The sequence below is a fragment of the Frondihabitans sp. 4ASC-45 genome (genome assembly GCF_049472575.1).
Lineage (GTDB): Bacteria > Actinomycetota > Actinomycetes > Actinomycetales > Microbacteriaceae > Frondihabitans.
Map to the genome: position 1 here is coordinate 593,850 of NZ_JBCEBN010000001.1, position 13,193 is coordinate 607,042.

The 13,193-nt window shown below is 69.8% G+C and carries 10 protein-coding genes; 1 reads left to right on the forward strand and 9 read right to left on the reverse strand.

Going from position 1 to position 13,193, the window contains the following annotated elements; translation table 11 throughout:
* Positions 1-73: 73 nt before the first annotated feature.
* From VH571_RS02740 to VH571_RS02775, 8 genes are all read right to left on the reverse strand, one after another.
* Positions 74-1,318, reverse strand: coding sequence for a sensor histidine kinase (locus VH571_RS02740; RefSeq protein WP_423263197.1), 1,245 nt, complete (start codon positions 1,316-1,318; stop codon positions 74-76).
* A 174-nt stretch (positions 1,319-1,492) separates the two neighbouring features.
* The gene (locus VH571_RS02745) at positions 1,493-3,160 is read right to left on the reverse strand and encodes an amino acid permease (protein WP_423263198.1); all 1,668 of its coding nucleotides are present in this window, start codon (positions 3,158-3,160) and stop codon (positions 1,493-1,495) included.
* Positions 3,161-3,272: 112 nt separating this feature from the next.
* Complete coding sequence (atzF, locus tag VH571_RS02750; RefSeq protein ID WP_423263199.1) at positions 3,273-4,994, reverse strand: allophanate hydrolase; 1,722 nt, start codon at positions 4,992-4,994, stop codon at positions 3,273-3,275.
* Positions 4,991-8,638, reverse strand: coding sequence for an urea carboxylase (gene uca, locus VH571_RS02755; protein WP_423263378.1), 3,648 nt, complete (start codon positions 8,636-8,638; stop codon positions 4,991-4,993). The genes atzF and uca overlap by 4 nt, the downstream gene beginning before the upstream one ends.
* On the reverse strand, positions 8,631-9,260 hold the full coding sequence (locus VH571_RS02760; RefSeq protein ID WP_194602259.1) for an urea amidolyase associated protein UAAP2: 630 nt from the start codon (positions 9,258-9,260) through the stop codon (positions 8,631-8,633). The genes uca and VH571_RS02760 overlap by 8 nt, the downstream gene beginning before the upstream one ends.
* Positions 9,257-10,114, reverse strand: coding sequence for an urea amidolyase associated protein UAAP1 (locus tag VH571_RS02765; RefSeq protein ID WP_423263200.1), 858 nt, complete (start codon positions 10,112-10,114; stop codon positions 9,257-9,259). The genes VH571_RS02760 and VH571_RS02765 overlap by 4 nt, the downstream gene beginning before the upstream one ends.
* Before the next feature lie 121 nt (positions 10,115-10,235).
* On the reverse strand, positions 10,236-10,865 hold the full coding sequence (locus tag VH571_RS02770) for a helix-turn-helix domain-containing protein (protein WP_423263201.1): 630 nt from the start codon (positions 10,863-10,865) through the stop codon (positions 10,236-10,238).
* A gap of 140 nt (positions 10,866-11,005) precedes the next feature.
* Positions 11,006-11,482 carry a DUF805 domain-containing protein gene (locus VH571_RS02775; RefSeq protein ID WP_055960652.1) on the reverse strand — a complete coding sequence of 159 codons (477 nt, stop codon included), beginning with the start codon at positions 11,480-11,482 and terminating at the stop codon, positions 11,006-11,008.
* Positions 11,483-11,726: 244 nt separating this feature from the next.
* On the opposite strand from VH571_RS02775, the gene VH571_RS02780 reads away from it, so the two are divergent.
* Complete coding sequence (locus VH571_RS02780; RefSeq protein ID WP_423263203.1) at positions 11,727-12,530, forward strand: phosphatase PAP2 family protein; 804 nt, start codon at positions 11,727-11,729, stop codon at positions 12,528-12,530.
* Between the two features lie 48 nt (positions 12,531-12,578).
* Here VH571_RS02780 and VH571_RS02785 read toward each other — a convergent pair whose 3' ends face one another.
* Positions 12,579-13,178, reverse strand: coding sequence for a TetR/AcrR family transcriptional regulator (locus VH571_RS02785; protein ID WP_423263204.1), 600 nt, complete (start codon positions 13,176-13,178; stop codon positions 12,579-12,581).
* Positions 13,179-13,193: the final 15 nt, after the last annotated feature.

Sequence of the window (13,193 nt, forward strand, 5' to 3'; positions counted from 1 at the left end):
TCAACAAGTCCGCATTTGGCCCCACTGCGAGGGTCATCGAAGCCGGGTCGCGCGAGTCTGAACCAGGAGCCTTTCAGTCGCCCTCTGCTCGCGGCCACGTCATCGTGACCGTCGTGCCATGCCCGGGTTGCGAGGCGATCTCGGCGTGCCCTCCGACGTTGTGGACGCGCTCGATGATCGAGACGCGGACTCCGAGACGGTTCGGCGTCATGTGATCGACGTCGAACCCGACACCGTCGTCGGTCGTGGTGACTGTGAGCACCGCGTGGGCCCAGCGGATGTGAACGTGGCGCTTCACGTCGCCCGGACCGGCATGCTGGATGCTGTTGGTCAGAGCCTGCATCACGGCGGAGAACAGCGCCTCGACAACGGACCCTGGCACGGAGTAGTTCTGCAGGCCCTCCGCCGTGAACGTGGCCCTGATGCCGAGCTCGGCGCAGGTCTCGGTGAACCGGCGGCGCAGACCGTTCAGCGGGACGAGATCGTCGAGAGTCTCGGGCATCGGCCCCGCCGACGCGACCTCGGCGAGGGCGTGCTTCGCCATGGCCACGGCGAGGACGCGCTCCTCCGGCGTGTGTGATCGCGCAGCGGTGAGAAAGGTCGTGAGCACGCTGTCGTGCAGGATCGAGTCGACCTGGATCCGCTCCATCTCGGTTCGGTGGTCGCGCACCGTCTTGGCGTAACGTCCGGTCGCTGCACCGTGGGCCGAGTCGACCGAGGCGGCGGCCCTACGGAACATCGTGATCAGCAACAGCACGACCAGACCGATGATCACGCCGTACCCGGCCTCCGCGAGCGACTGCAGCAGGGGTGCGCCACCGCCGGCCGGTGTCTGGCGGACGATGATGTACACCACGTAGACGCCGCCCATGTAGACAAGCGCCCCGGCCTGCCGAAAAGCGAAAGACGCCGCGGCGAACGCGATCGTCGAGAGCGGGCTCGGCCAGGGCGCGCCCGATGCCACCACAGACGGGTCGGACGCCGCGAGCTGCCAAGTGACGAGGATCGCCAGATAGACGACGCTGAACGACGCCGCCGCGATCCGGGGATGCCACTCGAGCACTCCGGTGACGACGGTCGCGGCCAGACTGCCGAACAGGGCAACGCCGGCGATCCACGCCCAGACCTGGTTCATCAGGGGTTGACCGACGAAGGCATCCGGGATCGCCAGGCCGCCGAAGATGAGGCAGTACGCGGCCAGGCACCGGCCGACGACTTTCTCGACCAGGGCCGAGCTGATCAGGTACCGCGTGGAACGGTCGGAATCCGAGGATCCGCGGACCCCGGCCAGCAGCAGGCGGCTCGCGCGAACTCGCATGCACACCCCCGACTCCTGGCACCCTGCCATTTGCACGGGTCTGACCTTTCTACCCCCGCACGCGGCCCTGGGCCACCCTCAGTACGGGGGCCCCGGGCTCGGATTCGCCTGGGCCCGGGGAATCGGCCGACATCGCGCGCCGCGGCGCTGTGACATCGGCCGATCCGCGTCACCTCACGCGACGCCGACCCCGGCGCTAGCGGACACGGCAGCAGGCTCGGCCGCGATGACCCCGAGCGATCGGTGCCGGCGGTGGCTGAAGCGGTAGTACGCCCCGCCGACGAGCAGCGACGCGCCGATGAACAGCAGCGCCGACCACTGCAGCCACCAGGTGTGCCCCGTCAGGTCGTAGATCGCCGACCGAGGCCACGCGAGGTTGACCACCATGAGCACCTGGTAGACGACCGCCACCGCGTTGACGGGGATCGCCCAGCGCCCGAGCGAGAAGAGAGGCTTGCCCTCTTCGTCGACGCCCGACTCTTCGACGCGAGTGCGGCCCTGAATGCGCCGCACCAGTAGCGGCACCGTCACGCCGAGGTAAGCCAGGTAGAGCATGGCGATGCAGAGGCTCGACAGGGCGGTGAACAGCGCCGTCTGGCCGACGTTGGCGAGCAACACCAGAGCCGCCCCGACGCCGACGACGACCGAGGTCACGATCGGCGTGCCGGTGCGCACCGAGACCCGAGATAGCGCCGCGGAGAAGGGCAGCGCGCGCTCCCGGGCCATGGAGTACATCATCCGCGAACCGGAGGTCTGCACGGCGAGCGTGCAGGCGAACACTGCGACAGCGACGGCGCAGAGGAGCAAGCGGCCGAGTACCGGGCCGAGGCGAGCGTCGACGACACCGGCGAGACCGCCGGAGACGAGGGATCCGTCGGTGAGGCTCGGAGCAGCCACCAGCGCCGCGATGATCAGGAGCGCACCGCCGAGCCCCGAGACCGTGAGGGCCCGGATGATCGTCTTCGGTGTCGTGCGGCGCGGGGCGTGTGTCTCCTCCGAGAGCTCCCCGGCCGAGTCGAAGCCGACCATGACGTACGCCGCCATGAGCGCGGAGGCCAGCCAGACCCAGATGTAGGCGCCGCCGGGCTCCCGGCCCTCCGTGGTGAACACCACACCGGCCGAGCGCTCAGGGAGGAAGAAGAGGCACGCGATCAGCGCGATGACGCCGACGATCTCGATCACGACGCCGACGCTGGTGACGCGCGCCATGAGTCGCACCGACACCACGTTGACCACGGTGGTGACGACGAGGAGGATGCAGCCGAGCACGACCGAGTTGGCTGCACCCGTCGGCGACAGGGGTGCCGGGTCGGCGTCCGGGCCCCCGACGATCTGGAATCCGGACCAGATCGCCGGCAGCACCGCCTGCACCGCGACCGCGGCGACGGCCACGGTGAGGATCTGCCCGATGATCATGGTCCAGCCGGTGAACCAGCCGACGATCGAGCCCGCGAGCCGGCTCGACCACTGGAAGATCGCTCCGGAGATCGGCCACCAGGCGGCGAGCTGGGCGAAGTTGAGCGCCACGAGCAGCTGCCCCGCGAAGACGACCGGCCAGGCCCAGAAGAAGGCCGCGCCGCCGAACGAGAAGCCGAGGCCGAAGAGCTGGAACACCGTCGTCAAGATCGACACGAACGAGAAGCCGGCGGCGAACGACGCGAATGTGCCGACGCTGCGATGGAGATCCTGGCGGTAGCCGAAGGTGGCGAGCTCGCCCGAGTCGGTCGAGACCGCGCCGGTCGAGGCCGCGCCGGTCGAGGCCGCGCCGGTCGAGGCCGAGTCGGTCGAAGCGGGTGACGGGCGGACGGAGGTCTGTTGGGGCAGTGGGTCGAGCGGGCTCATGACGTGCCTTTCGCGATCGGACGAGACTGCGTATCTGTCGGGTGACAGGTATTTGTGAAAACAGTCTGGAGTCGCAGGTCGCGTGCCCGATTTCGGCCCTGTTACGGGTGCGTTAAACCCCGAGGTAGGCGAGCCAGCCGCCGTGCTCGGTGATGTCGAGAGCGTCGACCGCACTGGCCGCGTCGCACCCGAAACCGGTGACGAAGGATCCGGCCCGCAGCTCGATCTGCCCGAGGTTCATGGGCGCCGGGAGCTCTGCCAGAAACGTGCCCAGCGCTGCGGTCGGCACCTGCCACAGCCCGCCCGCGATCGACGCTCCGCCCTCACCGACCCGCACGAGGCCGGGCTTCGGCGGCACGGTGTCGAGCGCCACGAGGCGGTAGGCCTCGGCGGTGTGAGCCTCGCCGAGCCACCGGGCGCCGCGGGCCGTGAGCTGGGCCTCGAGCGGCTGCCCGGGAAGATGCGCGCCGACCACGAAGAGCGGGACGGAGGGGGCTCCCGCACGTGTCGGCCACGGGAGCGGGGTGCTGTGGAGCGCGGGAGCGGATCCTGGGCTCGCTACCGAGGGTGTCTCGAGCTGAACGCGGCGAGCAAGGTCGAGCGCGACGGCGTCGGCGAACGTGCGCGCGACGACGGTCACGCCGAACTGCGAAGTTCCGGTGGCGTCGGTGACGGTGCCGGACGGCACGGCGACTGCCGCGAGGTCGAACAGGTTGCAGAAGTTCGTGTAGGTACCCATCCACGAGTTGACGCCGATCGGGTCGGCGGCGACGGCCTCGACGGTCGGGTGGCCCGGGGCAGTGGGGATGAGGAGGGCGTCGAAGCCGTCGAACAGCGCGAGGCTGCGGCGGCGGAGCTTCTCGAGGCGTTCGAGGTCGGTGACCATGTCGCTCGCCCGCACAGTGCCGGCACGGCCGACGATGGCGCCGACGGTGGGGTCGACTTCGTCGGGATGCGCGTCGACGAACTCGCCGACGGCCGCGTGCCGCTCGGCGACGAGAGCGCCGTCGTAGAGGAGGCGCGCGGCCTCGAAGAACGACTCGAACGGGATCGTCTCCACCACGCAACCGTCGTCGCGGAGGCGGTCTGCAGCGGCGGCGAAAGCCGCCTCCCACTCGGGAGACATGCCGACGAGCGTCTCGGGAACGGCGATGCGAGCCACCCTAGGAGCGGCGATGGGGGCATCGGCGGGAAAGGTCCGGGCCTCGTCGCCGCCTGCCATGACACTCATCGCCGCGGCCGCCGTGTCGAGGTCGCGGGCGAAGATCGTGACGGCGTCCCACGACCGGCAGGCGGGGAGCACGCCCTCGGTCGAGACGACGCCGAGGGTCGGCTTGATGCCGACGAGGCCCTGCAGGGCGGCGGGAATCCGGCCCGACCCGGCCGTGTCGGTGCCCATGGCGATGTCGGCGAACCCCAGGGCCACGGCGACCGACGACCCCGAGCTCGAGCCACCCGAGATGTGCGTGGGTCGACGCGAGTCGCGCACTCGGCCATAGGGGCTCCGCTGGCCGACGAGGCCGGTCGCGAACTGGTCGAGGTTCGTCGCGCCGATCACGGTGGCCCCGGCTGCGCGAAGGCGCGCGACCGAGGCCGCGTCGGCGGCAGCAGGCCCGCGGCCGAATGCCGGGCACGCCGCGGTGGTCTCGATGCCCTCGACATCGACGTTGTTCTTCACTGCCAGAAGCAGCCCCGCGAGCGGCCCGACTTCCGCTTTGGTGGCCGCCTCGAACTCCCGCGCGACATCCGCTTCGGGCCGGAGCGTGATCCACACCTCGGGCCGGTCGGCCTTCTCGATGGCGGCGAAGGCCGCCCTCACCCGATCGACGGTCATGCTGCTTCTCCTTCTTGGGGAGCGAGCACGACGAGCGCGTCTCCCGGGTTGACCTGCGATCCGGGCACGGCGAGCACCTGCGTCACGACTCCGCCGTAAGGCGCCTCGATATAGCTCTCCATCTTCATGGCCTCCAGGGCGACGAGCGTCTGCCCCTTGGCGACGATGTCGCCGACAGCGACCTCGGTCTTCCAGACGTTCGCGACGAAGGGGGCATCCACGCGAATGCCACCGGGCGGAACCACGACCTCGTCGGCATCCGCCACGACGGTCGCGGCTGCCTGCTCGGCGCGGTCGAACTCTCCCGCCTCCTCCCAGGCGTGCCGCTCCGCCGCGAAGGCGATCGCCTGCTGCGCCCGGAAGCTCGCGATCCCCTCGGCGTTCGAGGCCAGGAAGCTCTCTTGCTCAGCGAGCGAGAAGCTGCCGTCGGTGATGTCGAGACTCCCCCGGCCCGCGGCGAGATCGGCGCGCAGGTCGAGGAGCTCCTCGGGCTCGACGGGGTACCAGCTGATGCGATCGAAAAACCGGAGCAGCCACGGCGACCCCTTCTCGAACGGCGCGTTCTCGCGGTACCGACTCCACACCTGCGTTGTCCGGCCGACGAACTGGTAGCCGCCAGGGCCCTCCATGCCGTAGATGCAGAGGTAGGCGCCGCCGATGCCGACGGAGTTCTCGGCGGTCCAGGTGCGCGCCGGGTTGTACTTGGTGGTGACGAGTCGGTGACGAGGATCCAACGGGGTCGCCACGGGAGCCCCGAGGTAGACGTCCCCGAGACCCAAGACGAGGTACTCCGCGTCGAAGACGGTGCGGTACACGTCGTCGACCGAGTCCAGCCCGTTGATGCGGCGGATGAACTCGATGTTCCACGGCGTCCACGGGGCATCGCTCCGCACACCCGCCATGTAGCGGGCGATCGCCTCGCGGGTCGCCGGGTCGTCCCAGCTGAGCGGCAGGCGGACTTGCCGGCTCGGAACGACGAGCTGTGCCGCCGGCGGGATCTCGCCCTCGAGCTCGCGGAGGATGCCGACGAGCCTCGCGATCGGCAGCACGTCCGGGTCGACGTGGATCTGCAGCGAGCGGATGCCCGGCGTGAGATCGACGACACCGCGCAGGTCGCGTTCGACGAGCAGCATGTGCAGGGCGTGCACGCGGGCCCGGAGCGCGAGGTCGAGAACGATCTCGCCGTATTCGACGAGCACGTTGTCGTCGCCGGAGCGTCGGTAGGTGACGTTCGGGTCGCCGTCGTTCCGGGCGAGCACACCGTCGTCGCCGTCGCGCGCCGGAGCGAACGAGGTGAAGTCGAGCGACCTCCGCGAGGGCGCGTCGGCCGCGGCAATCGGCACGAACTGCAGGGTGTCGCCGGGCCGCAGCTGGCCCAGCTTCCAGCGCTCGGCCGACACGACCGTCACCGGGCAGACGAACCCGCCGAGGCTCGGTCCGTCGGGGCCGAGCAGGATCGGGGTGTCGCCGGTGAAGTCGAGGGCGCCGATCGAATACGCGTTGTCGTGGATGTTGGAGGGGTGCAGCCCGGCCTCGCCGCCGTCCTGGCGCGCCCAGGTCGGTTTCGGCCCGATCAGGCGCACGCCCGTCCGGGCCGAGTTGAAGTGCACCCCGTAGGTCGCGGCGTAGAGGGCGTCGATGTCGTCGCGGGTGAAGAAGTCGGGGGCGGCATGTGGCCCCTCGGTCACGGCCACCCGCCAGTGCGAGGTCATCACGGGACGCTGGGCGTCGGGAACCGCAGCGGTCTTCGGAGCCGGGGCGGAAGGATCCTGCGGAACCGCCCTCAGCACATCGCCGAGCCGCAGTGCGCGACCGCCGTGCCCGCCGAACTGGCCGAGCGTGAAGGTCGAGGCACTGCCGAGGTAGTCGGGCACGTCGAGCCCGCCTGCCACCGCGACATACGTGCGGAGGCCCGCCGTCGCGTCGCCGACGTCGAGGGCACCGCCCGCCGGAACGGTGATCGGCTCCCACATCGGAACGTCGCGGTCGTCGATCTGCACGGTCGCCGGGGCCCCCGTGACGCAGACCACGGTGGCGTGGGTAAAGACGAGTCGCGGGCCGGTCGCCGTGCACTCGAGGCCGGCCGCATCGACGTCGTTGCCGAGCGCGACATTGCCGAGGCGGAGCGAGCGGTCGTCCATCGCGCCGCTCGGCGGCACTCCCACCTGCCAGAGGCCCGTCCGCCCCTGGGCGTCCTGCACGGTCGTCATCAGGCCCGGGCGCTCGACGGTGATCCGGGGCTCGGGGTCGCCGACGCCGTCAAGCGTCTGTGTCGAATGCGTGGCTTCGTGGAAGGCCTCGAGCTTCGCCACGGCGCGCAGCAGCCCGAGGTTGACCTCGATGCCGTCGATCCGGCACTCGGCCAGCGCCTCGCCGAAGCGTTCGAGCGCCTCGTCGCGGGCGGCCCCCTCGACGATCACCTTGGCGAGCAGCGGGTCGTAGGCGGTGGACACCTCGGTGCCGCGCTCGACCCAGCCGTCGACCCGCACGCCATCGCCGCCGGGCAGAGTGACGCCCGTGATGACTCCGGCGCTGGGGCGGAAGTCGGTGGCCGGATCCTCGGCGTAGACACGTGCCTCGATGGCGTGACCCGACACGGGAACAGAGCCCAGGCCGCTTTCCCGGTCGAGGTAGGGCTCGAGGATCCCGCGGTCGCCGCTCGCGAGCCGGAGCATCCAGGCGACCAGGTCGACCCCGGTGATCGCCTCCGTGACCGGGTGCTCGACCTGCAGGCGCGCGTTCACCTCGAGAAAGGAGGCCTCGTTGCGCTCGGCGTCGTAAACGAATTCGACGGTGCCCGCCGACCGGTAGTGAAGCGACGCGGCGAGACGCCGGGCCGAGTCGTGGAGGCGCTCTCGCACGTCGTCGAGCAGCGCCGGGGCGGGTGCCTCTTCGACGACCTTCTGGTTGCGGCGCTGCAGTGAACAGTCACGGTCGCCGAGTGACACGACGCCGCCGCGCCCGTCGCCGAAGACCTGCACCTCGACGTGGCGGGCCCGCTCGACGTAGCGCTCGGCGAAGACGCCGGCCGAGGCGAAGTTGGCCGCCGCCATCCGGCTGACCCGATCGTAGGCGAGACGCAGGCTCGCCTCGTCGCGGCAGACGGTCATGCCGATTCCGCCGCCACCACCGGTCGCCTTCAACATCACCGGGTAGCCGATCGGAGCGACCTGGCGTGCCGCATCGTCGGCGTCGGCGAGCAGGGTCGTGCCGGGGAAGATGGGCACGCCCGCCGCCATCGCAGCCTCGCGGGCGGTGTGCTTCGCGCCGAAGATACGGAGCTGCTGGGGAGTCGGCCCGACGAACGCGATGCCCTCGGCCTCGAGGCGCTCGGCGAAACCGGCGTCTTCGGAGAGGAACCCGTAGCCGGGATGCACGGCATCGGCCCCGGTCTCGCGGCAGGCCCGAACGACCGCGTCGACGTTGAGGTAGCTCTCGGTCGGAGCCGTCGGTCCGAGCAACACCGACTCGTCGGCGGCGTGCACGTGCGCGGCCCCGCGGTCGGCCTCCGAGAAGACGGCCACCGTGCGGAGGCCGAGCTCGCGCGCCGAGCGGATGATGCGCACCGCGATCTCGCCGCGGTTGGCGACCAGCAGCGTACGGATCGCCCTGGTCTCGAGAGGCGCCCCGACCGGCTCAAACATCGGCACCGCCGCTCCAGATGATCATCTCGGCGCGGCTCGGGTCGAAGCCGTTGCAGGGGTTGTTGATCTGCGGGCAGTTCGAGACGAGCACGAGGGTGTCTTTCTCGGCGCGCAGGCTCAGCGACAGGCCGGGTGCCGAGATGCCGTCGACGATGCCGAGGGCGCCGTCGGGGTCGACCGGCACGTTCATGTACCAGTTCACGTTCGACACGTGGTCGCGCTTGCCCATGCCGTACCGCGAGATCTCGCGCATGAAGTTCTCGGCACAGGCGTGCTGGCCGTAGGTGTGGTGGCCGTAGCGCAGCGTGTTCGACTCTTTCGAGCAGGCGCCGCCGAGGGTGTCGTGCCGGCCGACCTCGTCGGCGATGAGGGTGAGCAGCGGGTCGTACTCGTTGTCGCGGAGCACGCTCCCGACCGTGAGGTAGACCGACGACTGCCCCTGCAGCGTCGCCTGCGCACTGTAGGCGCGGCTCGTGTCGGCGGCGTCGTAGGCCAAGAAGTCGACGGCCTGATTACCGTCGACGTCGACGATCGTCAAGATCTGCCCGGCTTTCAGAGTCGCCGACCACGGCGCGCGAGCCGCAACGGTCTCGCGCGAGATCTCCACTCCGAAGTCGTTCATGCGATTCCCCGTCCCTTCAGGTAGTCGGCCGTGTTCTCGAAGGCGCGTCGCCCCTCGGGCGTCGCCGACCACCTAGGATCCGACGGGTCCGTTCTCCGATCCCGCCACGCCACGATCTCGAGCGGCGACGCGATGTACTCCTCGCGCGGATCGAGCGGGTGCGCCGCGTTGGCCACGAGCATGATCACGGGCATCTCGGTGCGCAGCGTGATCGAGCCTCCGGGGCCGGACGATCCGGTGAACGTGGGCGATCCTTCGGCGTCGATCGTCACGCCCTGAAAAAACGAGATCGACGGCGCAATGTCGCGGCGACCGAGACCGTTCTTGGCCGCAGCGACGGCGAAGAGCTCGCGGCCCGCAGGGCTCGCGCCCTCGGGAGCGCCGTCACCGTAGCGCTCGACGTTGCGAGCCTCGGCGGACGTGCCGTAGAGGATGTCGTGGTGGCCCGAAGTGTCGTCGACGACCGACGCGAGCACTCGCCCCTGGTCGCTGAGCAGCAGCTGCCCCGGCGCGGTGTACACCTGCCACTGCACCTTTGCTGTGTCGGCGACGTTGAGGCGTTCCCAAGGAGCGTCGGCGTTGTAGAGAAGCACGGAGGCGCAGGCGTCGCCGGCTATGTCGGTGAGGCGGACGCTCGATCCCGCGGCGAGGACGCGGTGCGCGTAGCTGCCGCCCGCGACCGTCTCGGCCCAGACGACGTCGCCTCGGTCGGCCGTGATCTGGCCGGTCCACGTCTCGGCCGGAACCACCGCGTCCGGTGCGCCCGAGGCCGCCGCTTCGGCCTCCTGGGCGCGGGCATGCGCTTTCGCGCCCGCTGTCGTCGAGGTGTTGGAGGCAGCTGGAATCGTCGTCATCTCACGTCTCTTTCTATTGCTTGATAGAAACGTAACCGACGTTTTTCGTGGCAGATTTCGAGCGCGTGAGACCCAGGTTGCAGGTGTGTTAATTCTGCAGGGGTGCGCCCGGATCCTGCGCTTAGACGGCTGCGACCCAGCGATCGCTCGCCACTCCGAGTGCGCGGAGAGCGGCATCCGCGATCTCGCCGGAGAGCGTCGAAGGCAAGCCTTCGGAATCCATGCGAATGCTGATGACCGTCTCGACCACACGGAATGGGAGCTCGCGTTGAACGGTCGAGAGGGCCAGGCCCTCTTCGGTCGCGACCTCGTCGACCAGGGTCGCGTAGGCGTCACGGAGGTCGCGCCGGGCCCGGGTGAAGTCGTCGAACTCACTGCCCCGCACCTCGGGCAGCAGATAGAGCGCCCCCAGGTTCCAGGTCGACGCCAGCAGCTGGGCCGAGTCGAACCGGGCGAGCGCATGGAGGCGGGCCGCGGCGTGACCTTCACTGGCGAGCAAGCCGGGCAGTGCTGCGAGGGTCGTCTCGACCGTGCTCAGCAGCAGCGTGCGGAGGATCGACTGCTTGGTGGCGAAGTAGTGATAGATCGACGCCTGCTGCAGTCCGACGCTCTCGGCGATCCGCCGGGTCGACGTCGCCGAGTATCCGCGTGTGGTGAAGAGCTCGGCGGCGGCATCGAGAATCTCGTCGGCGGCCTCCATGCTGGGCCGCTGGCTCTGCTTGAGGCGGGGCCTTCCGACCGTGTTCGACATGCGGCCATTCTCGCTCACTCGTGCGGACGCGCTTGCCGACGGCGCGAGGACGCCTGAGCGCACAGACGCCCCGGGCCGAATGTCCGGGCCGGGGCGTCTCTCGTTGTCAGGACTCCGACCGATGCGGAGGCCCGACGCTATCAGCGGTCGAAGCGCTGGCCTTCGGGCTTGCCAGCCGACGCGAACCACACGATGAGGATGATGGCGCCCACAAAGGGAATCAGAATGAGCAGGTACCAGGCCCCGCTGCGGTTGGTGTCATGGAGGCGTCGCCACGCCAGCGCCAGCGACGGGATGATCGTGGCGAGGGCCCAGATTCCGGCGATGACCGACACGACAGTTGCACCGCCCGACATCGTCATCGCTCCTGAGGCGCTCATCGTGTTTCCACCGGCAGCCTGAGAGATGATGTTCAGCACGATGCTGACGATGCCAGCGATCAAGGTCCACCACCAGAACTCGCTTCGCGAAGCGCGACCGGAGAAGGTGGCGTACTTCTTGAAGAACCGCTTGGCGGCCGCACCGATGGGTGCGCCGTAGTACGGCTGGTTGAGCGGGGGTTCGCCCGGGAGCGACTTCGACTCGCCCTGGTAGGCGGGGGGCTGGGAATACGACATCGTCTGTCCTCCTGGACTGCTTCGGCTAGTGATCGACGCCGAGCTTAGAGCAACCTGGCAGATCGTCGGTAGAGGCGGGCGGCCAAGCGGCGACTCGATCTCGAAAGATCGTCGCTTTTTCCACCAGCCTCCTGTAGAGCCGGCCTCCTACGTCTTTCTTTGGCGAGCCGGTGCCGCCGGGTCACCGCGTGGAACGCGCGAGCCGCCACCGGACATGCTCGGCGAACCCGAGCACACTGAATCGGTGACCCACGTGCGCGAGCCTGACACCAACGACCGCTTCGACCGGAAGATCGGCAGTCGCGATGTGCGGGAGTGGCGCACGAGGGCCGGGCAACGGCTGGCAGACCGCCATGGCCGGCTTGCTTCCCGCGTCGGAGCACGCCCGGCGCTGGCGGCCACCCTGGCGGTGGGCGGCGGCATCGCCGTCGCAGCAACGGTCGGTGCCTCGTGGATCTACGACGGCGTCACCAGCCGCAACGGTATCGAGAGCCTCGACGGACCCGCCCTGGCTCTGGCGAAGAAGCTCCGCTCCCCCGCCGTCGATGCCAGCGCAGCCGGGATCGCCCGGCTCTTCGGGCCCGTCGGCATGCCCGTTCTCGGGCTCGCGATGGCGGGAGCCCTGGCGGCCCGCAGCCGCGAGCTGACGCCGGTGGTGGTCGTGACGGCCGCCGGTGTCGGATCCTTGGCCATGACTCTGGCGGGCAAGAACATCATCGACCGCAACCGCCCTCATCGACGAGACGCCATCGCGCCGTTCGAGAAATCGCCCTCGTTCCCCTCCGGTCACACCCTCAACGCCACCACCGTGCTCGGCGCCGGGGCCTACCTCTTCGCTCTGTACGAGGAGCGGAACGCACCGCAGACCGTCGTCATCGCCACGGCCGCGGCGACTGCCGTCACGGTCGGCCTGTCTCGAGTGCTGCTCGGTGCCCACTGGTTCACCGACGTCGCCGTCGGCTGGACGACCGGGGCCGGCTGGCTGTCCGTGCTCATCACGAGCCACCGGCTCTTTCTGACGGCTCAGGATCCGGCGCACACGCGCTGAGCAACCAGCCCGGGGGCGCACACGCCGCCGATCGACGAGCGCCCGAGGTCAGCGGGCTGTGACGGCGCGGGCGCCGAGGTCGGACCCGAGCATCGTCTCCATCGCCGCACCGACCAGGCGATCTGCGGCAGTGCGCTCCAGCCGTCGGGACCCGACGAGCGAGGCGATCCCCTGCATCGTGGCGGCGAAGAGCATCTTGAAGTCGGATCGGGAGCCGTCGTCATCACCCTCGGGCGGAGGGCCCATCGCACTGTCGAGCAGGGCGAACAGCGCGCCCGCCGAATCGCTCACCCGGTCGGATCGGTCGGTCGTCTTGGTCTGGAACATCAGCTCCATGAGCGCAGCGTCGTCGATGGCGAAGTCGACATAGGCCCGCGCGACGCGATCAAAGCGCTTCGACACGTCGCCCTCCTCGGCCAACGCTCGGCGAACCGCGGTCGTGAGCCGTTCGAAGCCAAGCTCGGCCAGAGCGTCGAGCAGCGCTTGGCGGTCGACGAAGTGACTCCTCGGGGCACCGTGGCTGACACCGGCGCGCCGCGCGAGATCTCGCAGCGAGAGGCCCTCCACGCCCGTCTCGCGCAGAACACCCACGGCCTCGTCGAGCAGGACAGCACGGAGGTTTCCGTGATGAAAGGGCCGCTCGGTCATGACGTCAGTCTAAAC